Source organism: Microvirga arabica (genome assembly GCF_016811235.1).
GTDB lineage: Bacteria > Pseudomonadota > Alphaproteobacteria > Rhizobiales > Beijerinckiaceae > Microvirga > Microvirga arabica.
Window position 1 is genome coordinate 1 of the sequence record NZ_JAFBID010000047.1, and the last position, 20,636, is coordinate 20,636.

At 63.3% G+C, this 20,636-nt stretch carries 15 protein-coding genes and 4 tRNA genes; 15 read left to right on the forward strand and 4 right to left on the reverse strand.

What is annotated here, in order from left to right; genetic code table 11:
* Positions 1 to 275 precede the first annotated feature (275 nt).
* Complete coding sequence (locus tag JQC81_RS20275) at positions 276 to 635, forward strand: hypothetical protein (protein WP_203273595.1); 360 nt, start codon at positions 276 to 278, stop codon at positions 633 to 635.
* A gap of 83 nt (positions 636 to 718) precedes the next feature.
* On the opposite strand, the gene JQC81_RS20280 is transcribed toward JQC81_RS20275, so the two are convergent.
* A tRNA-Thr gene (locus tag JQC81_RS20280) sits at positions 719 to 793 on the reverse strand.
* 140 nt (positions 794 to 933) lie between these two features.
* On the opposite strand from JQC81_RS20280, the gene JQC81_RS20285 reads away from it, so the two are divergent.
* Positions 934 to 1,239, forward strand: coding sequence for a hypothetical protein (locus tag JQC81_RS20285; protein WP_203273596.1), 306 nt, complete (start codon positions 934 to 936; stop codon positions 1,237 to 1,239).
* 75 nt (positions 1,240 to 1,314) lie between these two features.
* On the opposite strand, the gene JQC81_RS20290 is transcribed toward JQC81_RS20285, so the two are convergent.
* Positions 1,315 to 3,033 carry an MFS transporter gene (locus JQC81_RS20290; RefSeq protein WP_203273597.1) on the reverse strand — a complete coding sequence of 573 codons (1,719 nt, stop codon included), beginning with the start codon at positions 3,031 to 3,033 and terminating at the stop codon, positions 1,315 to 1,317.
* A gap of 239 nt (positions 3,034 to 3,272) precedes the next feature.
* A complete protein-coding gene (locus JQC81_RS20295; RefSeq protein ID WP_203273598.1) occupies positions 3,273 to 4,097 on the reverse strand; it encodes a TrmH family RNA methyltransferase in 825 nt (274 codons plus the stop codon).
* Between the two features lie 191 nt (positions 4,098 to 4,288).
* Between JQC81_RS20295 and JQC81_RS20300 the strand changes: the two genes are divergently transcribed.
* The 13 genes from JQC81_RS20300 to rpoC all read left to right on the forward strand — a co-directional run bounded on the left by JQC81_RS20300 (position 4,289) and on the right by rpoC (position 18,583).
* A tRNA-Tyr gene (locus tag JQC81_RS20300) sits at positions 4,289 to 4,373 on the forward strand.
* 17 nt (positions 4,374 to 4,390) lie between these two features.
* Positions 4,391 to 4,464 (forward strand) — tRNA-Gly (locus tag JQC81_RS20305).
* A 228-nt stretch (positions 4,465 to 4,692) separates the two neighbouring features.
* Positions 4,693 to 5,883, forward strand: coding sequence for an elongation factor Tu (gene tuf, locus JQC81_RS20310; protein WP_203273599.1), 1,191 nt, complete (start codon positions 4,693 to 4,695; stop codon positions 5,881 to 5,883).
* A 42-nt stretch (positions 5,884 to 5,925) separates the two neighbouring features.
* Positions 5,926 to 6,002, forward strand: a tRNA-Trp gene (locus tag JQC81_RS20315).
* 163 nt (positions 6,003 to 6,165) lie between these two features.
* Positions 6,166 to 6,366 (forward strand): preprotein translocase subunit SecE, encoded by a 201-nt coding sequence (gene secE / locus JQC81_RS20320; RefSeq protein WP_036350572.1) that lies wholly within the window; start codon positions 6,166 to 6,168, stop codon positions 6,364 to 6,366.
* Positions 6,367 to 6,379: 13 nt separating this feature from the next.
* Positions 6,380 to 6,913, forward strand: a complete 534-nt coding sequence (gene nusG, locus JQC81_RS20325) for a transcription termination/antitermination protein NusG (protein WP_203273600.1) — start codon at positions 6,380 to 6,382, stop codon at positions 6,911 to 6,913.
* Between the two features lie 173 nt (positions 6,914 to 7,086).
* Positions 7,087 to 7,515 (forward strand): 50S ribosomal protein L11, encoded by a 429-nt coding sequence (rplK, locus tag JQC81_RS20330; RefSeq protein ID WP_203273601.1) that lies wholly within the window; start codon positions 7,087 to 7,089, stop codon positions 7,513 to 7,515.
* A gap of 10 nt (positions 7,516 to 7,525) precedes the next feature.
* Positions 7,526 to 8,227: a 50S ribosomal protein L1 gene (gene rplA / locus JQC81_RS20335; protein WP_203273602.1), complete on the forward strand. Its 702-nt coding sequence runs from the start codon at positions 7,526 to 7,528 to the stop codon at positions 8,225 to 8,227.
* 116 nt (positions 8,228 to 8,343) lie between these two features.
* Entirely contained in the window at positions 8,344 to 8,478 is a 135-nt protein-coding gene (locus tag JQC81_RS33935) for a hypothetical protein (RefSeq protein ID WP_281400333.1), read from the forward strand.
* 504 nt (positions 8,479 to 8,982) lie between these two features.
* Complete coding sequence (gene rplJ / locus JQC81_RS20340; protein WP_203273603.1) at positions 8,983 to 9,501, forward strand: 50S ribosomal protein L10; 519 nt, start codon at positions 8,983 to 8,985, stop codon at positions 9,499 to 9,501.
* Between the two features lie 52 nt (positions 9,502 to 9,553).
* A complete protein-coding gene (gene rplL, locus JQC81_RS20345; RefSeq protein WP_203273604.1) occupies positions 9,554 to 9,931 on the forward strand; it encodes a 50S ribosomal protein L7/L12 in 378 nt (125 codons plus the stop codon).
* Positions 9,932 to 10,171: 240 nt separating this feature from the next.
* Entirely contained in the window at positions 10,172 to 14,302 is a 4,131-nt protein-coding gene (rpoB, locus tag JQC81_RS20350) for a DNA-directed RNA polymerase subunit beta (RefSeq protein ID WP_203273605.1), read from the forward strand.
* A gap of 105 nt (positions 14,303 to 14,407) precedes the next feature.
* Positions 14,408 to 18,583, forward strand: a complete 4,176-nt coding sequence (rpoC, locus tag JQC81_RS20355) for a DNA-directed RNA polymerase subunit beta' (protein WP_203273606.1) — start codon at positions 14,408 to 14,410, stop codon at positions 18,581 to 18,583.
* A gap of 63 nt (positions 18,584 to 18,646) precedes the next feature.
* Here rpoC and JQC81_RS20360 read toward each other — a convergent pair whose 3' ends face one another.
* Positions 18,647 to 20,305 (reverse strand): glycosyltransferase family 4 protein, encoded by a 1,659-nt coding sequence (locus tag JQC81_RS20360; protein ID WP_203273607.1) that lies wholly within the window; start codon positions 20,303 to 20,305, stop codon positions 18,647 to 18,649.
* Between the last annotated feature and the right edge of the window lie 331 nt (positions 20,306 to 20,636).

Here is a 20,636-nt window from a genome sequence, read left to right on the forward strand (position 1 = left end):
AGCCATGATCGGGGTGGCCATGAGCAGTCTCATGCTCCGCCGCATCGCTCACCCGTAGCAATTCTCAAACGGGCACTTAGGTTTGGCTGCCGGAAACGCCGCCTGAGAAGACGGGCTACCCCAGCGGGCGCCGGGAAACCCGAAAGGGTCGGGAAGCGGCGTTCGTTCACAAGTTCAAGATCTGGCGGGGTCAAGTCATCAAATCGCGACGGCGAATGGAAACAAAACGCTCCTTCGTCCGTCGTTAGGGAGGCCCAACGAGAGAGGATAACATCATGAACAGCTACGTCAGACCCATGCTCGCCGGACTGCTCCTTGCAGGCATGAGCGCAGCGGCAGGAGCTCAAACGACTCCTGCAACCAGAGCCTGTCTGCCCGGTGAGCAGCTGGTTGGCGGGGTGTGCCGACCCCTGACCGGGACACCTGATCGACCGAGCACGAACCTTCAGCAGCCTAATCAGCAGCCCAATACGACGGGAAGCACCAGCGGCCCCACGACCGGTAACCAGAACACGGGCGGTTCCGGCGGGCAGGGCGGCGGCTCCCCTGGCGGGCCCTCGACGGGCAACCAGAACACCGGCGGCTCAGGCGGGCAGGGTAGCGGATCCGGCGGCTCGTCAGGTAGCGGCGGCTAGCAGATTCTGATCGTGTCGATGAAGGAAAAGCCCCGGCACCCCTGCCTGGGCTTTTTCGAAGCATCACCCTTTGAGGAAGGGAGTGGTGCCGGTGGAGAGGATCGAACTCCCGACCTTCGGTTTACAAAACCGCTGCACTACCGCTGTGCTACACCGGCCAATTTCACGAGGCTGAGGTAGCAGTACGCGGGGCGGGACGCAAGTTCCATGAAAATGGAAATATTAAGTGTTCCAGCACACCGAAACCAACCTGCGATTCTGGGATTGTCAGGCAAACAGCAATCACGGAGTTGGTGCCATGAAGGCCTCAGGGGCTTCAGTTCAGTCGAGGATCCCGCCGCAAGGCAGCCTCAAAGTTCTCGCCGTTCTCACGGTCTTTGCCGGTGCCGGCCTGGTCGGAGCGGCTGAAGCTGCACCGGCAAGCCACGGTGTGGCTGCAAAGCCCGCCAAGGAGACGGTAACGGCCGTTTCCACCAAGGACGTGGAGACTACGTCGTCGGTTCAGTCCACCACAGGCAGCGATGCGCATTGCGACATCTCCCGCAAGCGTATGTTCGTCGAGGGCGAGGGCTGGATCGTCCGCCGTGTGACCACCTGCTACTAGCAAGCGGTTCCTCCTTAACGAAAAGCCCCGCCTTTCGGCGGGGCTTTCCTGTTTGACGACAGGCTCGCGGGAAGCTTAGCGCCTCGCGCTGGCGCCCTCGTAGGTCATGATATCCCGGTCCTTGGTCTCCGGCACGAAGAGGAGGCCGACCACGAAGGTCACCAGGGCAATCACGATCGGGTACCACAGGCCGTAGTAGATGTCGCCGGTGGCCGCCACCATCGCAAAGGCGGTGGGAGGCAGCAGACCGCCGAACCAGCCGTTGGCGATGTGGTAGGGCAGGGACATCGCGGTGTAGCGGATGCGGGTCGGGAAGAACTCGACGAGTGCCGCCGCGATCGGGCCGTAGACCATCGTGACGTAAATCACCAGGATCCACAGGATGCCGATGGCCTTCAGGGCCTGAGGGTTGCTGAGGGCATCGAAGAAGCCGTTCACCTTCAGGATGCTCGGGTCGCCGGCCTTCGGGTAGCCCACTTCGGTCGCCGCAGCAGAGAACGCCGTGATGTTGGCCGGAATGGCCGGAGCGATCGGGACATCCTTGCCGTTGAAGGTCACCCGCGGAGCGGTGCCGGCGGGTGCCGCAACGAGCTCGTACTTGACCGCCGAGCGGGCCAGGGCCACGCGGGCTACATCGCACGGAGCCGTGAAGGTGCGGATGCCGACCGGGTCGAACACCGAGCCGCACGTCGCCGGATCGGCCACGACCTGAACCTTCGCCGTTTCCAGAGCCTGATTCAGGTTGGGGCTGGCGATGTTCGTGAGTGCGCCGAAGAGCGGGAAGTAGGTGATCGCCGCGATCAGGCAGCCCCCGAGAATCACCGGCTTGCGGCCGATCTTGTCGGACAGGATGCCGAACACGATGAAGCCGCCGGTGCCGAGAATCAGCGACCAAGCGATCAGCACGTTCGAGGTGAGCAGGTCGACCTTCAGGATGCTCTGGAGGAAGAACAGGGCGTAGAACTGGCCCGTGTACCACACCACGGCTTGGCCGATGGCGAGACCGATGAGGGCGATCAACACCATCTTGGCGTTGCCCCACTGGCCGAACGCCTCCTTGAGGGGAGCCTTCGACTGGGTGCCTTCTTCCTTCATCTTCTTGAAGGCAGGCGATTCGTTCATCTGGAGACGAATCCAAACCGAGATACCGAGCAGCACCACGGAAAGCAGGAACGGAATGCGCCAGCCGGCAATCGGCCAGCCCTCGCCGGTCTGGAAGCCCTGCTCACCCATCCAGGTGCGGAGAACGAGAATGACGGCCAGCGACAGCAGCAGGCCGACGGTGGCCGTGGTCTGGATGAAGCTTGTGTAGAAGCCGCGACGTCCGACCGGAGCGTGCTCGGCCACGTAAACCGCAGCGCCGCCGTACTCGCCGCCCAGGGCAAGACCCTGAAGCATGCGCAGCACGATCAGGATGACGGGGGCGATCCAGCCGATCTGATTGTAGCTGGGCAGCAGACCGACCAGGAAGGTCGAGAAGCCCATGATCAGGATCGTGACCAGGAAGGTGTACTTGCGGCCGACGAGATCGCCGATGCGGCCGAAGAAGATGGCGCCGAACGGGCGGACCAGGAAGCCGGCCGCAAAGGCGAGAAGCGCGAAGACGTTACGGGTTGTCACGTCGAAGGCGGAGAAGAACTGCGCGCCGATGATCGTGGCGAGAGAGCCGTAGAGATAGAAATCGTACCATTCGAAGACGGTGCCGAGGGAGGAAGCCAGGATGACCTTCCTCTCCTCCTTCGTCATCGGCCGCGGCGCGGCGGCCGAATGCGGCGTGGTTGCTGCTGTTGCCATAGGGTTCCCTTCCATTGATGTGCCCGGTCCGATCCGGGTTCTGGGCCGCAGGCTCGAGAGCCGAGCTTTGAGCCGAGGCATCGTGGCTGCTCTGCGCAGCCAAGAATCCATCAAACGGGAGGCTAACTCCGGCCTTTCTTTCCACAATTCCCAATTGGTATTTGCGACTTCCGTCTAAGAAGCTGCTGCTGGTTCGGGATTGCCTACAAGAATCAGCCGCTTAACTCCTCGAGTTGGAACTAGATCTTGACGTTGCGGAAGGCGGCTTTGACCACAGTAAAAAGGGAAATCGCGGCAGCATTCGAGACGTTGAGGCTTTTGATGGCGCCCGGCATGTCGAGGCGCCCGATCACGTCGCAGCATTCCCGCGTCCTCTGCCTTAGGCCCTTGCCCTCGGAACCGAGCACGAGAACCACCGGCAGGCGGATGTCGATCTCGTCCAGACTGGCCTCGCCCGAGGAGTCGAGCCCGATTCGCTGATAGCCGCGTTCACCAAGGGCTATCAATGTGTCGCTGAGGTTGCGCACGATCATGAAGGGTACATGCTCGAGTCCGCCGGAAGCGGATTTGGCCAGAACGCCGGTCGCCGCTGGGCTGTGCCGGGCCGTGGTGATGATGGCTTCCACATCGAAGGCTGCAGCCGTGCGGAGAATCGCCCCGACGTTATGCGGATCGGTGATCTGGTCGAGGGCCAGCACGACCCGCTTGCCGCTCAAGGTATCGACCGACGGGGAGGGCAGGGGATCCGCCTCGGCATAGAGGCCCTGGTGGACGGCATCCGGCTCCAGGAGGCGGTTGATCTCGTCAGGGCGGACGATCTCGGGTTCGACAGGCAGGGGCATGCCCAGCTCCTCGCTTAGGCGCCGGGCGGAGTTCTCGGTGGCCAGGAGGCGGCGAATCGTGCGCTTGCCGTTTCGCAACGCCTCGAAGACCGGGTGCCAGCCATAGAGAATGGTCGTGTCGATCTCGAAATTCGGCCGCCAGGCCTTGGGGTCGCGGCGGCCCGGCTTGCCATGAGGGCGCTGGAATCGGGGCTTGCGGGAGGGGAAGGCGCGCTCGCTCATGTTCTTTGGATCTCACGTGTTGTCCGCAGCCCATAGCACAGGGAGCGGCCATTCACGACCATCCGATTTCGGTGCGCTTTGAGGTTGACACCGGCCATCCACCTCACCATAAGAGCGCCACGGAGCGCCGAGCCCTTGGCGACGCGGTCCGCGGAACAGCCTCGGCGTTGTGCGTTCGGGTTGGGTTCTAAGGGGGAATGTCCCGAGCGGCAAAGGGGGCGGACTGTAAATCCGCTGGCTATGCCTTCGTAGGTTCGAGTCCTACTTCCCCCACCACCCAATCAGAAGGGCATGCGGGTGTAGCTCAATGGTAGAGCAGCAGCCTTCCAAGCTGAATACGAGGGTTCGATTCCCTTCACCCGCTCCACCTTCCTCCACAATCCTGCCCAGCTTGTAATTCTGGCCCCAAATGCCTTTATACTGCCCGCAGCCGCCTTTTAAGGAGTGTTCGGAAGCCTCGTCCTTGACGCGTCACTGACCAGGTTGTCGGGCATTAGGTTCTGCAATATCGAAATTGGCTCTTGCACAAAGAGCGCAACCGCAATATCGGACGCCCCTGGGTTTTTTGTTCCTGGCCTCTGTAAGGTAGAGATCAATGGCGAAGGAAAAGTTTGAGCGGACTAAGCCGCACTGCAACATTGGGACGATTGGTCACGTGGACCATGGCAAGACGTCTCTGACGGCGGCGATCACGAAGGTTCTGGCGGAGTCTGGCGGCGCGCAGTTTACGGCGTATGACCAGATCGACAAGGCGCCGGAAGAGAAGGCGCGCGGCATCACGATCTCCACGGCGCACGTGGAGTACGAGACGGCCAACCGTCACTATGCCCACGTGGACTGCCCCGGCCACGCCGACTACGTGAAGAACATGATCACGGGTGCGGCCCAGATGGACGGCGCGATCCTGGTGGTGTCCTCGGCCGACGGCCCGATGCCGCAGAGCCGCGAGCACATCCTGCTGGCCCGCCAGGTGGGCATGCCTGCCCTGGTGGTGTTCATGAACAAGGTCGACATGGTCGACGACGCCGAACTGCTCGACCTGGTTGAGCTCGAGGTGCGCGAGCTTCTGTCGAAGTACGACTTCCCCGGCGACGACATTCCGATCGTGAAGGGCTCGGCTCTTTGCGCTCTCGAGGATCGCCAGCCTGAGATCGGCCGCGATGCGGTTCTCAAGCTGATGGCCGAGGTGGATGCCTACATCCCGCAGCCGGAGCGTCCGATCGACCAGCCGTTCCTGATGCCGATCGAGGACGTGTTCTCGATCTCGGGTCGCGGCACGGTGGTGACGGGCCGCGTGGAGCGCGGCATCGTGAAGGTCGGCGAGGAAGTGGAGATCGTGGGTCTGCGCGACACCGTGAAGACCACGGTGACGGGCGTCGAGATGTTCCGCAAGCTGCTCGACCAGGGCCAGGCGGGCGACAACGTGGGCGTGCTGCTGCGCGGCACGAAGCGCGAGGACGTGGAGCGCGGCCAGGTGCTGTGCAAGCCGGGCTCGATCAAGCCGCACACGAAGTTCAAGGCCGAGGCCTACATCCTGACGAAGGAAGAGGGCGGTCGTCATACGCCGTTCTTCGGCAACTACCGTCCGCAGTTCTACTTCCGCACGACGGACGTGACGGGCGTGGTGACGCTGCCGGAGGGCACCGAGATGGTGATGCCGGGCGACAACATCACCATGGAGGTGACGCTGATTGCGCCGATCGCCATGGAGGAGAAGCTGCGCTTCGCCATCCGTGAGGGCGGCAGGACCGTCGGCGCCGGCGTCGTCGCCGCCGTGATGGATTAACGAGATCCAGGTGGCGGTTTTCCGCCACCTGTTGACCGCCGGAGGAGTGTAGCTCAATCGGCTAGAGCACCGGTCTCCAAAACCGGGGGTTGGGGGTTCGAGTCCCTCCACTCCTGCCAGCGGTCGACAAAGCGGGTGTTTTGCTCTAAAGAGCGCCCCGCAGATGGTTTGAACAGGTGGCGCGAGGCTTGAAAAAGCAGCTTCGCGCCCCTTCAATTTGGGCATGAGCATGCCCTCAGAGGACGTTCGCTGCCGCCCTCAAGGCGGTACGGACGCAGTGAAATGGCGAAGACGAACCCGTTCGATTTCATACAGCAGGTCCGCTCGGAAGCCGCGAAGGTGACCTGGCCGACGCGCAAGGAGACCATGATCACGACCGCCATGGTGTTCGTGATGGTTGTGCTGGCCAGCATCTTCTTTCTGGTCGTCGATCAGGCGATCGGCTGGGGCGTTCGCTCGGTGATCCTCGGACTCGGCGGTTAAAGGGGTGGATGCAATGACGAAGCGTTGGTATATCGTCCACGCCTATTCGAATTTCGAGAACAAGGTCGCCCAGTCGATCAAGGATCAGGCTGCCCAGCGTGGCCTTGAGGACAAGTTCGACGAGGTCATGGTCCCGACCGAGAAAGTCGTCGAGGTACGCCGCGGCCGCAAGGTCGATACCGAGCGCAAGTTCTTCCCAGGCTATGTTCTGGTGAAGTGCGACCTCACCGACGAGGTCTACCACCTCATCAAGAATACCCCGAAGGTGACGGGCTTCCTGGGTGCCGACAAGTCCAAGCCGGTTCCGATCCCGGATCGTGAGGCCGAGCGGATCAAGGGCCAGGTGGCCGAGGGCGTCGATCACCCCAAGCCCTCCGTGAGCTTCGAGATCGGCGAGCAGGTCCGCGTCTCCGACGGGCCGTTCGCCTCGTTCAACGGCGTCGTCGAGGAAGTCGACCACACCCGGGCCCGCCTCAAGGTGGCGGTGTCCATCTTCGGCCGCGCGACGCCGGTCGAACTCGAATACGGTCAGGTCGAAAAGGTTTGACCGGAAGGGAAGTGGCACCTCACTGGTGGCACTTGCCAGGCCCTTTGACAGGGCCTTTCATCCGCGGGAGGTCTGCCCGGTCGCCAGCCGGGCCTTCATAAGGCCGCACCGCGATCTGCAACTGCCATGCCGCTCGGTTGGCTCCGGGCGGGTGGTCCATTAGGAGCAGTCCTATGGCAAAGAAAATCTCGGGCTACGTTAAGCTTCAAGTGCCCGCAGGCGCAGCCAATCCGTCGCCGCCGATCGGTCCGGCGCTCGGTCAGCGCGGCCTGAACATCATGGAATTCTGCAAGGCCTTCAACGCGAAGACCGCGCAGATGGAGAAGGGCACCCCGATCCCGGTGATCATCACCGCGTATCAGGATCGTTCCTTCACCTTCGAGATGAAGCAGCCGCCGGTCTCGTATTTCCTCAAGAAAGCCGCGAAGATCGACAAGGGTTCGCAGACTCCGGGCAAGGGCAGCAATGTCGGCCGCGTGACCCGCGACCAGATCCGCGAGATCGCCGAGAAGAAGATGGTCGATCTCAACTGCGACACCGTTGAATCCGCCATGGCCATGATCGAGGGCTCCGCGCGCTCGATGGGCATGGAAGTGGCATAAGGAGGGCATGATGGCTGCTAAAGAAGGTAAGCGCATCCGCGCAGCCCGCGAGGGCGTCGATGCCACCAAGCTCTACCCGATCCAGGACGCGGTGAAGCTGATCAAGGAACGCGCCAAGGCGAAGTTCGACGAGACCATCGAGATCTCGATGAACCTCGGCGTCGATCCCCGCCACGCCGACCAGATGGTTCGCGGCGTCTGCAACCTGCCGAACGGCTCGGGCCGGACGGTTCGCGTGGCCGTGTTCGCCCGCGGCGCCAAGGCCGACGAGGCCAAGGCGGCCGGTGCCGACGTAGTGGGCGCCGAGGAGCTGTTCGAGGTCGTCAACGGCGGCACGATCGACTTCGATCGCTGCATCGCCACCCCGGACATGATGCCGCTCGTCGGCCGTCTCGGCAAGGTTCTCGGCCCGCGCGGCCTGATGCCGAACCCGAAGGTCGGAACGGTCACCATGGACGTGAAGGGCGCCGTCGAGGCCGCCAAGGGCGGCGCCGTCGAGTTCCGCGTCGAGAAGGCCGGCATCGTCCATGCCGGCATCGGCAAGGCCTCATTCGATGAGGCCAAGCTCGTGGAGAACATCAAGGCTTTTGCCGATGCCGTCTCCAAGGCGAAGCCCACCGGCGCCAAGGGCACCTACATCCAGCGCGTCGCCGTCTCCTCGACGATGGGCCCAGGCGTGAAAGTCGATCCTTCTTCGGTGCTCAACGGCTGATCGGCTGTTGCCAAGACTTGAGAGGGCCCGGCACCTGTTGCCGGGCTTTTTCGTTAAGGGCCATTGAATCGGGTGGCGCGGGCCATGACATCCTTGCGAGGCAGGGATTCTGAAGCATGTCAGGAATGATCGACGCGATGGTGCAGCTTGCCGCGTGGGGCAAGCTCCTCCTGCCCCTGATCGCTGTCGGGTTGATTCTCACCGGCCGTCTGACGATCCGGCGCATCAGGAAGAGGGTGGGGGGCCTTTAGCTCCGCTGCGGGACGTCAGGCGCACGAAGGGTCCGGCGGCCGGATGAAACTCGGTAACGTCAAACATTATGGACTGCCCGCCAAAAACCCCCTTGGCAAATGCTTCAGAAAGGCTTAATAGAACGCGTTGAGTTTCAAACATAGGCCGAGGCTCCGCATTTGCGTGAGCTTCTGGCTGTGAATCCGTCCCGGAGACGGGGCGGTGACAGGCCGGCGAGCCAAGAGGCAACTTTTGGCGCGTTCCGGCTATGTCCTGTCCAAGACTGCAGGTGCCGGCTTAGCCGGTTTAATTCGAAAGGGCCTGCATAGACGGGGAAGCCGAGTTTTCCATCTGCTAACGCAGATGAAGGGAGTCGGTTCGAACCATCTCACCCGGTGCGCCGCCAGGCGTCATTTGGGGGACAGGGCTTGCGAGAGCGTCGTTCAGGATGCCTCGGATGCAAGTCCGGGCCTTGAGCGGCAAATGCAACCGGCGGAAATCTTCCGCCAACCGGAGAGAGCCCAGTGGAAAGAGCAGCAAAGCGCGAGCTCGTCTCGACTCTCAACGACGTGTTTAACACCACGAGCGTTGTCGTCGTCGCCCACTATGCCGGCCTCACGGTCGCCGACATGCAGAAGCTGCGCGCGCAGATGAAGCAGGCCGGCGCCACCGTGAAGGTCGCCAAAAACAGCCTCGCCAAAATCGCTCTCGAAGGCAAGGACGTCGCGTCCATCTCGGGCCTCATGAAAGGTCCGACCCTGATCGCTTATTCGAGCGATCCGGTCGCGGCGCCCAAGGTCGCTGTTGATTTCGCCAAGGGGAACGACAAGCTCGTGATCCTCGGCGGCGCAATGGGCGCGACCGCCCTGAACGTGGACGGAGTGAAGGCACTTGCCACTCTGCCGTCCCTTGATGAACTGCGCGGCAAGCTGGTCGGCCTTATCCAGGCTCCGGCTACCAAGATCGCTCAGCTCAGCACTGCGCCGGCGGCGAAGCTCGCCCGCGTATTCGGGGCCTATGCCAAGACAGGCGAAGCGGCGTGAGGCCGTACCTCAAAACCATCAATCGTTCGAACTGAACCTAAGGAACTAAGAAATGGCTGATCTTGCCAAGCTCGTTGACGATCTTTCGTCGCTGACCGTTCTCGAGGCCGCTGAGCTCTCGAAGATGCTCGAAGAGAAGTGGGGCGTTTCCGCCGCCGCTGCTGTTGCCGTTGCCGCTGCTCCTGGCGCTGGCGCCGGTGCTCCGGCTGCTGAAGAGCAGACCGAGTTCACGGTCGTTCTTGCCGCCGCCGGCGACAAGAAGATCGAGGTCATCAAGGAAGTCCGTGGCATCACGGGCCTGGGCCTGAAGGAAGCTAAGGACCTCGTCGAAGGTGCGCCGAAGCCTGTCAAGGAAGGCGTTGCCAAGGACGAAGCCGAGAAGATCAAGGCGACCCTCGAGAAGGTCGGCGCCAAGGTCGAGCTCAAGTAATTCTGCGGCCGTCACGGCCGCAGGGTTACCCCCGAGAAATCGGGGCTCAAAACACACGGTCCCAGGCATTTTCGCTTGGGGCCGTTGTGTCGTCAAAGAGGCCGGGCTTCTTTGACGGCGTTTAGACGGGCTCCCAGAGGGCCCTGCTTGATTCGAAAACCGGCGCTTTCCGCCGGGCGGCTCATCCAGGGTCCCGATCCCGGGATTCTCGATTAGCCGTGTATGAGGAACGAGGTCCAGATGGCCAATACACTGATCGGCCGGAAGCGCATTCGCAAGTTCTTCGGAAAAATCAAGGAAGTGGCGGAGATGCCGAACCTCATCGAGGTTCAGAAGGCATCCTACGACCAGTTCCTGATGGTCGAAGAACCAAAGGGTGGCCGGCCGGAAGAGGGCTTGCAAGCCGTCTTCAAATCGGTTTTCCCGATTTCGGACTTTTCGAATACTGCCCTGCTCGAGTTCGTGAAATACACGTTCGAGCCGCCGAAATACGACGTGGACGAGTGCCGCCAGCGGGGCATGACCTTCGCTGCGCCGCTCAAGGTCACGCTGCGCCTCATCGTGTTCGATGTGGACCCGGATACCGGCGCCCGCTCCGTGAAGGACATCAAGGAGCAGGACGTCTACATGGGCGACATGCCGCTCATGACCGACAACGGCACCTTCATCGTGAACGGCACCGAGCGCGTGATCGTCTCGCAGATGCACCGTTCGCCGGGCGTGTTCTTCGACCACGACAAGGGCAAGACGCACTCCTCCGGCAAGCTGCTGTTTGCTGCCCGCATCATCCCGTATCGCGGTTCCTGGCTCGACATCGAGTTCGACGCCAAGGACATCGTGTACGCTCGTATTGACCGCAAGCGTAAGCTCCCGGTGACGTCGCTGCTCTACGCCCTCGGTCTCGACGGCGAGGAGATTCTCAACACCTTCTACAACCGCATCACCTATACCCGTGACGGCGACGCCTGGTCGGTGCCGTTCGATGCGGAGCGCATGAAGGGCTTCAAGGCCTCCGTGGACCTAGTCGACGCCAAGTCGGGCGAGGTCGTGCTCGAGGCTGGCAAGAAGCTGACGGCGCGTGCCGCCCGCCAGCTCGCCGAGAAGGGCCTCAAGAACCTGCGCGCGACGGATGAGGACCTCTACGGCCAGTACATCGGCGAGGACCTCGTCAACCCGTCCACCGGCGAGATCTACGCCGAGGCCGGCGACGAGATCACCGAGAAGCTGCTGAAGGGTTTGGACGAGGCCGGCTTCACCGAGATCCCGGTGCTCGACATCGACCACGTCACGATCGGCCCCTACATCCGCAATACCCTGGCTGTCGACAAGGCTTCCTCCCGTGAGGACGCCCTGTTCGACATCTACCGCGTCATGCGTCCGGGCGAGCCGCCGATCCTCGAGACGGCGGAAGCGATGTTCAACTCACTGTTCTTCGATGCCGAGCGCTACGACCTCTCGGCCGTGGGCCGCGTGAAGATGAACATGCGCCTCGACCTCGACGCCGAGGACACCGTGCGCACCCTTCGCCGCGAGGACATCCTCGCGGTCACAAAGGCGCTCGTGGACCTGCGCGACGGCAAGGGCGAGATCGACGACATCGACCACCTCGGCAACCGCCGGGTGCGCTCGGTCGGCGAGCTCATGGAGAACCAATACCGCCTCGGCCTGCTCCGCATGGAGCGCGCGATCAAGGAGCGCATGTCGTCGGTGGATATCGACACCGTCATGCCGCAGGACCTGATCAACGCGAAGCCCGCGGCTGCCGCCGTGCGCGAGTTCTTCGGCTCCTCGCAGCTCTCGCAGTTCATGGACCAGACCAACCCGCTCTCCGAGGTCACGCACAAGCGTCGTCTCTCGGCGCTTGGCCCGGGCGGTCTGACCCGCGAGCGCGCCGGCTTCGAGGTGCGCGACGTGCACCCGACGCACTACGGCCGCATCTGCCCGATCGAGACGCCGGAAGGCCCAAACATCGGTCTGATCAACTCGCTGGCCACCTTCGCCCGCGTGAACAAGTACGGCTTCATCGAGACGCCGTTCCGCCGCGTGCGCGACAGCCGCGTGACCGACGAGGTGATCTACCTCTCGGCCATGGAAGAGGCGAAGTACAACATCGCCCAGGCCAACTCGCTGCTCGACGGCAACGGCACGCTGACGGAAGAGCTCGTGATCTGCCGCCGCGCCGGTGACAACATCGTCGTGGCTCCGGACCGCGTGGACCTCATGGAGGTGTCGCCGAAGCAGCTCGTGTCGGTTGCGGCCGCGCTCATCCCGTTCCTCGAGAACGACGACGCAAACCGCGCCCTCATGGGCTCGAACATGCAGCGTCAGGCCGTGCCTCTGGTGCAGGCGGACGCTCCGTTCGTCGGCACCGGCATGGAAGCGGTCGTCGCCCGTGACTCGGGCGCCGCCATTGCGGCCCGCCGCACCGGCGTGGTCGACCAGGTGGACGCAACCCGTATCGTTATCCGCGCGACGGAGAACACGGATCCGACCCGTCCTGGCGTCGACATCTACCGCTTGCAGAAGTTCCAGCGCTCCAACCAGTCGACCTGCATCACGCAGAAGCCGCTGGTCCGCGCCGGCGACCTCGTGCGCAAGGGCGACATCATCGCCGACGGTCCCTCGACCGAATACGGCGAGCTGGCGCTCGGCCGGAACGTGCTCGTCGCGTTCATGCCCTGGAACGGCTACAACTTCGAAGACTCGATCCTGCTCTCCGAGCGGATCGTGAAGGAAGACGTCTTCACCTCGATCCATATCGAGGAGTTCGAGGTGATGGCCCGCGACACGAAGCTGGGTCCCGAGGAAATCACGCGCGACATTCCGAACGTGTCGGAAGAGGCGCTGAAGAACCTGGACGAAGCCGGCATCGTGTATATCGGCGCCGAGGTCCATGCGGGCGACATCCTCGTCGGCAAGATCACGCCGAAGGGCGAGAGCCCGATGACGCCGGAAGAGAAGCTTCTGCGCGCCATCTTCGGCGAGAAGGCCTCCGACGTTCGCGACACCTCGCTGCGCGTGCCCCCGGGCGTGACCGGCACCATCGTGGAAGTCCGTGTCTTCAACCGTCACGGCGTCGACAAGGATGAGCGCGCCCAGGCCATCGAGCGCGAGGAAATCGAGCGCCTCGCGAAGGACCGCGACGACGAGCAGGCGATCCTCGACCGCAACACCTATGCGCGTCTGGCCGAGATCCTCTCGGGCAAGAGCGCGGTTGCGGGCCCGAAGGGCTTCAAGAAGGACACGAAGATCACCCGCGAGCTCCTCAACGAGCACCCGCGGTCGCAGTGGTGGCAGTTCGCGGTCGAAGACGATGCTCTGATGACCGAGATCGAGGCCATGCAGAAGCAGTACGACGAGTCGAAGAAGCGCCTCGAGCAGCGCTTCCTCGACAAGGTCGAGAAGCTGCAGCGTGGCGACGAGCTTCCTCCGGGCGTCATGAAGATGGTCAAGGTCTTCGTCGCCGTGAAGCGCAAGATCCAGCCGGGCGACAAGATGGCCGGCCGTCACGGCAACAAGGGCGTCGTGTCGCGCATCGTTCCCATCGAGGACATGCCGTTCCTCGAGGACGGCACTCATGCGGACATCGTGCTCAACCCGCTGGGTGTGCCGAGCCGCATGAACGTTGGTCAGATCCTCGAGACGCACCTTGGCTGGGCTGCTGCCGGTCTCGGCAAGCAGGTCGCCCAGGCGGTCGACGCCTATATGCGGTCGGGCAAGTCGCAGGCTCTGCGCGAGCAGCTCGTGTCGATCTACGGCAACCTGCCGGAAATCGAGCAGGCTTCCGACGATGAGCTGGCCGAGCTCGGCAACAAGCTGCGCCGCGGTGTTCCGTTCGCCACGCCGGTCTTCGACGGCGCGAAGGAGTCGGACATCGAGACCATGCTGCAGAAGGCCGGCCTCGACCCGTCAGGTCAGGTCACGCTCTATGACGGTAAGACCGGCGAGGCGTTCGACCGCAAGGTGACCGTGGGCTACATCTATATGCTGAAGCTCCACCACCTCGTGGACGACAAGATCCACGCTCGCTCCATTGGCCCCTACAGCCTCGTCACCCAGCAGCCGCTGGGCGGCAAGGCCCAGTTCGGCGGCCAGCGCTTCGGCGAAATGGAGGTGTGGGCACTGGAGGCTTACGGCGCAGCCTACACCCTGCAGGAAATGCTCACGGTCAAGTCGGACGACGTGGCCGGCCGTACCAAGGTCTACGAAGCCATCGTTCGTGGCGACGACACCTTCGAGTCGGGCATTCCGGAGAGCTTCAACGTTCTCGTGAAGGAAATGCGTTCGCTCGGCCTCAACGTGGAGCTGACCAATTCCAAGAAGGCCGCCAACGAGGCGGGTCAGCTGCCCCCGTCCGAGGCTGCCGAATAAGCGCTACGCTTGAAGTTTGACGTTTGGCCGCGGCGATGATGCCGCGGCCCCATGCAATTGCCGGTGAGGGTGCTTATCTAGCGCCCTCCAGCTCAGGAGACGGCGATGAATCAAGAGGTCATGAATCTCTTCAACCAGACGGCCCAGCCGCAGAGCTTCGATCAGATCAAGATCTCGATCGCGAGCCCTGAGAAGATTCTGTCCTGGTCCTACGGCGAGATCAAGAAGCCGGAGACCATCAACTACCGTACGTTCAAGCCCGAGCGCGACGGCTTGTTCTGCGCGCGCATCTTTGGCCCGATCAAGGACTACGAGTGCCTGTGCGGCAAGTACAAGCGCATGAAGTACAAGGGCGTGATCTGCGAGAAGTGCGGCGTCGAGGTGACGCTGGCCCGCGTCCGTCGCGACCGCATGGGCCATATCGAGCTCGCCGCGCCCGTCGCTCACATCTGGTTCCTCAAGTCCCTGCCGAGCCGCATCGGTCTGCTGCTCGACATGACCTTGAAGGATCTGGAGCGCATCCTCTATTTCGAGTCCTACATCGTCGTCGATGCGGGCCTGTCGCCGCTCAAGGACCGTCAGCTCCTCTCCGAGGAAGAGTACATCCGTGCCCAGGACGAGTTCGGTGAGGACAGCTTCACGGCCATGATCGGCGCGGAGGCCATCCGCCGGATCCTGCAGGAGCTCGACCTCGAGAAGACCGCTCAGGAGATCCGCGAGGAGATCGCGGTCACCACGTCCGAGCTGAAGCCCAAGAAGCTCATGAAGCGCCTCAAGATCATCGAGGCCTTCGTCCAGTCGGGCAACAAGCCCGAGTGGATGATCATGACGGTCGTTCCGGTGATCCCGCCGGATCTGCGTCCGCTCGTGCCGCTGGACGGCGGCCGCTTCGCGACCTCGGACCTGAACGATCTCTACCGCCGCGTCATCAACCGCAACAACCGCCTGAAGCGGCTCATGGAGCTGCGTGCGCCGGACATCATCGTCCGCAACGAGAAGCGCATGCTCCAGGAGGCGGTCGACGCGCTGTTCGACAACGGCCGCCGCGGCCGCGTCATCACAGGTGCCAACAAGCGCCCGCTGAAGTCGCTCGCCGACATGCTGAAGGGCAAGCAGGGCCGGTTCCGCCAGAACCTGCTCGGCAAGCGCGTGGACTACTCGGGCCGTTCGGTCATCGTGGTGGGTCCCGAGCTCAAGCTGCACCAGTGCGGCCTGCCGAAGAAGATGGCGCTCGAGCTCTTCAAGCCGTTCATCTACGCCAAGCTCGACGCGCGCGGCCTCTCCGCCACCGTCAAGCAGGCGAAGAAGCTCGTCGAGAAGGAAAAGCCCGAGGTTTGGGACATCCTGGACGAGGTCATCCGCGAGCATCCGGTTCTCCTGAACCGCGCGCCCACGCTGCACCGTCTGGGCATCCAGGCCTTCGAGCCCACCCTGATCGAGGGCAAGGCGATTCAGCTGCACCCGCTCGTCTGCGCCGCGTTCAACGCGGACTTCGACGGCGACCAGATGGCCGTCCACGTGCCGCTCTCGCTCGAGGCTCAGCTTGAAGCCCGCGTGCTGATGATGTCGACCAACAACATCCTGCACCCGGCCAATGGTCAGCCGATCATCGTGCCGTCGCAGGACATCGTTCTCGGCCTCTACTATCTCTCCATCGTTTCCGACGGTCAGCCCGGCCAGGGCAAGGCCTTCGCCGACATGGGCGAGATCGAGCATGCCCTGAACGAGAAGGTCATCACGCTCCACACGAAGATCCGCTATCGTTGGGAGGGCCTCGACGAGGACGGCAAGCCGATGTCGAAGATCGTCGACACCACGGCCGGCCGCGTCATGCTCTCGCGCCTCCTGCCGAAGCACCCGATGCTTCCCTTCGACGTCGTGAACAAGCTCATGACCAAGAAGGAGATCTCCAACATGATCGATGCCGTGTACCGGCATTGCGGTCAGAAGGAGTCGGTGATCTTCTGCGACCGCATCATGGGCCTCGGCTTCTACAATGCGTTCAAGGCCGGCATCTCGTTCGGCAAGGACGACATGGTGATCCCGGAGAACAAGTGGGCCATAGTCGAGGAGACCCGTGCCCTCGCGAAGGACTACGAGCAGCAGTACCAGGACGGCCTCATCACCCAGGGCGAGAAGTACAACAAGGTTGTTGACGCCTGGGCGAAGTGCTCGGACCGCCTCGCCGGCGAGATGATGAACCGCATCTCCACGGTGCAGAAGGACGAGAACGGCCGCGATAAGCCGGTCAACTCGATCTACATGATGTCCCACTCGGGCGCTCGTGGTTCGCCGGCCCAGATGAAGCAGCTCGCCGCCATGCGTGGCCTCATGGCCAAGCCGTCGGGCGAGATCATCGAGACGCCGATCATCTCGAACTTCAAGGAAGGTCTCGACGTTCTCGAGTACTTCAACTCGACCCACGGCGCCCGTAAGGGTCTGGCCGACACCGCGCTCAAGACGGCGAACTCAGGCTACCTGACCCGCCGCCTCGTCGACGTGGCGCAGGATGCGGTCATCCGTGAGCCGGATTGCGGCACCGAGCGTGGCATCAAGATGCGCGCCATCATCGATGCCGGCCAGGTGGTCGCGTCGCTGGCGTCCCGCATCCTCGGCCGTTCGACGGCAGAGGATCTGGTGGCCCAGGACGGCGCCGTCATCGTGCCCAAGGGAACGATGATCGAGGAGCATCACCTTGAGGCGATCGGCGCTGCCGGTATCCAGGAGGTGAAGATCCGCTCCGTGCTCGTCTGCGAGTCGAAGAACGGCGTCTGCGCCACCTGCTACGGCCGTGACCTGGCCCGGGGTACCCCGGTCAACCACGGCGAGGCTGTTGGCGTCATCGCGGCGCAGTCCATCGGCGAGCCGGGCACCCAGCTCACCATGCGTACCTTCCACATCGGTGGTGCGGCCCAGATCGCGGATTCGTCCTTCATCGAGTCGAGCTTCGAAGGCACGATCGGCTTCCGCAACAAGAACATTGCGCGCAACTCCGACGGCGATCTCGTCGTCATGGGCCGCAACGTGGCTGTTGTGATCATCGGCCAGGATGGCACCGAGCGGGCGGTTCACCGTCTGCAATACGGCTCCCGCCTGAAGGTGGACGAGGGCGACACGATCAAGCGCGGCCAGCGTATCGCCGAGTGGGATCCCTACTCCCGTCCGATCCTCACGGAGATCGATGGTACGGTGGGCTACGAGGACCTCGTGGACGGCGCATCGATGATCGAGTCGATGGACGAGTCCACCGGCATCGCCAAGCGCGTGGTCATCGACTGGCGCGGTTCTCCGCGTACGGCCGATCTGCGTCCAGCAGTGGTCATCCAGGGTGCCGGCGGCAAGGTGGCCAAGGTCGCCCGCGGCGGCGACGCCCGGTACCTGTTGCCCGTGGACGCGATCCTCGCGGCCGATCCGGGCTCGAAGGTCAAGGCCGGCGACATCCTCGCCCGTGTCTCGACCGAGAGCGCCAAGACCCGCGACATCACGGGCGGTCTGCCGCGTGTGGCGGAGCTGTTCGAGGCCCGGCGTCCGAAGGATGCAGCCATCATTGCGGAGAAGTCCGGCACGATCCAGTTCGGCCGCGACTACAAGAGCAAGCGTCGCTTGACGCTGAACCCGCACGATGGTTCCGAGCCGGTGGAGTACCTGATCCCGAAGGGCAAGCACATCCACCTGCAGGACGGCGACGTGGTCGAGACCGGCGATTTCATCGTCGACGGCAACCCGGCTCCTCACGACATCCTGGCGATCAAGGGCGTCGAGGAACTCGCGGCCTACCTCGTGAACGAGATCCAGGAGGTCTACCGCCTCCAGGGCGTGCTCATCAACGACAAGCACATCGAGGTGATCGTTCGCCAGATGCTGCAGAAGGTTGAGATCACCGAGGGCGGCGACTCCGAGCTGCTCACCGGCGAGCAGGTCGATCGTCTCGAGTACGAGGAGATCAACGAGCGTCTCGTGTCCGAGAAGAAGAAGCCCGCCGTCGGCGTGCCGGTTCTGCTCGGCATCACCAAGGCCTCGCTGCAGACCCGCTCCTTCATCTCGGCGGCGTCCTTCCAGGAGACCACCCGCGTCCTCACCGAGGCGGCGGTCAACGGCAAGGTCGACACCCTCGAGGGCCTCAAGGAGAACGTCATCGTCGGCAGCCTGATCCCAGCCGGCACGGGCGCGCTCACCGCTCAGATCAAGGCTGTTGCGACCCATCGCGACGAACTGATCCTGCAGCAGAAGCGCTCCGAGTCCCAGGCTCAGGTCAGCGAGCTGCCCCCGGCAGCCGAGTAACCGGCGAAGACATCGCAACAATGGAAAGGCCGCCTCCGGGCGGCCTTTTTCGTGGGCGGGTGCTTAGGAACGCTCGTCTCTCGAGATAATCGTGAGCAGGCCGAGCTTCGCCAGCCACAGGAGGGCTCTAACAGTCAGGGCAGGCGAGGAGTCCCGGTGCGCGGCAAGGACGTCCTGGACTGTCGCGCCCTGGCCAGCAGCCAGCTTCCACACTGCACGAAGGAAGTCGGACGAGATGTCCGGCGACGCACTTACCAGAGAGGCCTTCAGGCTCAGCCGCTCCAGCACCTCGGTTTCATCTATGCCGGGGACCTGTGAAACGACATATTGGCTGGAGAAGGGGAGCGATGGAAAGCTGGCGAAGAGTTCGAACGGGTCCGGACGGGCCGACCAAAACCCGCGCATGGTTTCAGGGGAGGGCGCTTCCTGCCTGGCGTTTCTCAGCGCAGACAATTCGCGCCACAACTCCTCATAAGCCCTGACGATGACCTTCCAGTCGAAGCGCTCTCTGGCACGGGCTGCTCCGTTCGCGCCCATGCGGCGCCGCAGGTCTGGATCGGCGGCGAGCCGCTCGAAGGCTGCCGCTGTGGCATCGATGTCTACCGCGACAGCAGTCGAGGCCTGGCCGATGTAGGAATCGTAAGTGTCGACCTCTAGCGCATGGCGCGTGGCAAGACGCTGGCCCGAGCCGGGGGGCGCAGCCATGGTCGGAACGGCAAATCCGTCGATGCCGTTCCTGACGGTGTCCTTATACCCGTCCCAATCGGTCACCACCACGGGCAGCCCGGCCGCCATGGCCTCGATGGGCGTGAGGCCGAAGGTCTCCTGAATGTTGTCGGACAGGGAGCAGAACACGTCTGCGGCCGCCCAGGCCGTATCCCGGACGTCATTGATGCGGCCGTCGAGGACGATGGACCGTACGGACGGGCAGAGCTTGGCTCGCGCCTCCGAGAAGGCCTGCGCAATCTGATCGTTGGCCGTCCAACCGCACTCGATCAGCACGACGCGATGGCGGCGGGCCAGCCGCTCCAGAGCCAGGTACATGGGGGTCGGATTGGCCTTGGCATGAAAGGACAGGCGCCCGAGGAACAGCACCACGAAATCACCCGGCTCGACGCCGAGGGATGAACGCGCTTCGTCCCTGCGCTCCAGCCGCCGCGCTTGAGCCTCGCAGTCCACGCCGAGAGGAATCACCGGAAGTTGCGGCCTGATGAAGCGGGTTGCGCCCAGGCGCCGCGACAGGTGATCTTCCTGGCCGGCGAACAGGGTCTCGATCACCGCCCGTGAAGCGGTCGACGTGCAGATGATCGCATCCCAGGGCTGTACCGCGGCCGCAAGAAGCGAGGTGAGCCCATCCATGGCGCGCGCCGAGGAGAGGGTGTGATTCACCCCGCACAGGCTCCAGGACCTCGGTCCGTGAAGCTCCCGCTGCCACGTTTGCGCTGCGTTGATCGGGCTGGGCGTGAAGAGGCAGCCAACCTGCCTGAGAGCGCCGGCCTTTGCAGGTACGATGAAGCGCGGCGAGCTCTCCGGGCGGAAGTTCTTGATGAAGTCGCAGAATTCGCCGCCGGCCTTAGCATTGCCGACATATCCGACAGGAGCATCATGGGAGGAATGGCGGGCGAAGGCCGAGAGGAAGCCATGACGGGCGAAGTGGCGGCCCATCGCTTTACCATGGGTCACATCATAGGCCTCTGCCTCAAAGTGAATCGCCGCCGTCACCGCTCGCTCCTCTTCCTCGCTGCTACTCCATAACCTTGTGCCGGGTGGGAAGAAACACATATACAAACGACAGGCCCGGCTGAATCCCGTCGTTTGGGAGAGCCTTTCTGAGACGTTACCGAAAAGTGTTGACTTTGCGCGACTCGGGCGCTAGAGAGACCGGACTTTCCGGCTGGCCGTAGGTTTTCGCCAGTCGAAGCGCCTAGCTTCGACGGATGCCACCTAAACGCTGCCGAACTCAACCTTGACTGACACTTGTCAGATTTAGGGCACGACCGCGGTCTTAACATCGTGGTCCTCTGCAATCGCACCGCGCCAGGGGCTTACCAAA

Bases quoted from the DNA above. Each gene is read 5' to 3' on its own strand.
- secE (WP_036350572.1), top strand. From the start codon at position 6,166: ATGGCGAAGACGAACCCGTTCGATTTCATACAGCAGGTCCGCTCGGAA.
- JQC81_RS20295 (WP_203273598.1), bottom strand. From the start codon at position 4,097: ATGAGCGAGCGCGCCTTCCCCTCCCGCAAGCCCCGATTCCAGCGCCCT.
- rplA (WP_203273602.1), top strand. From the start codon at position 7,526: ATGGCTGCTAAAGAAGGTAAGCGCATCCGCGCAGCCCGCGAGGGCGTC.
- JQC81_RS20290 (WP_203273597.1), bottom strand. From the start codon at position 3,033: ATGGCAACAGCAGCAACCACGCCGCATTCGGCCGCCGCGCCGCGGCCG.
- rplL (WP_203273604.1), top strand. From the start codon at position 9,554: ATGGCTGATCTTGCCAAGCTCGTTGACGATCTTTCGTCGCTGACCGTT.
- nusG (WP_203273600.1), top strand. From the start codon at position 6,380: ATGACGAAGCGTTGGTATATCGTCCACGCCTATTCGAATTTCGAGAAC.
- rpoC (WP_203273606.1), top strand. From the start codon at position 14,408: ATGAATCAAGAGGTCATGAATCTCTTCAACCAGACGGCCCAGCCGCAG.
- JQC81_RS33935 (WP_281400333.1), top strand. From the start codon at position 8,344: ATGTCAGGAATGATCGACGCGATGGTGCAGCTTGCCGCGTGGGGCAAG.
- JQC81_RS20285 (WP_203273596.1), top strand. From the start codon at position 934: ATGAAGGCCTCAGGGGCTTCAGTTCAGTCGAGGATCCCGCCGCAAGGC.
- rplK (WP_203273601.1), top strand. From the start codon at position 7,087: ATGGCAAAGAAAATCTCGGGCTACGTTAAGCTTCAAGTGCCCGCAGGC.
- JQC81_RS20275 (WP_203273595.1), top strand. From the start codon at position 276: ATGAACAGCTACGTCAGACCCATGCTCGCCGGACTGCTCCTTGCAGGC.
- tuf (WP_203273599.1), top strand. From the start codon at position 4,693: ATGGCGAAGGAAAAGTTTGAGCGGACTAAGCCGCACTGCAACATTGGG.
- rpoB (WP_203273605.1), top strand. From the start codon at position 10,172: ATGGCCAATACACTGATCGGCCGGAAGCGCATTCGCAAGTTCTTCGGA.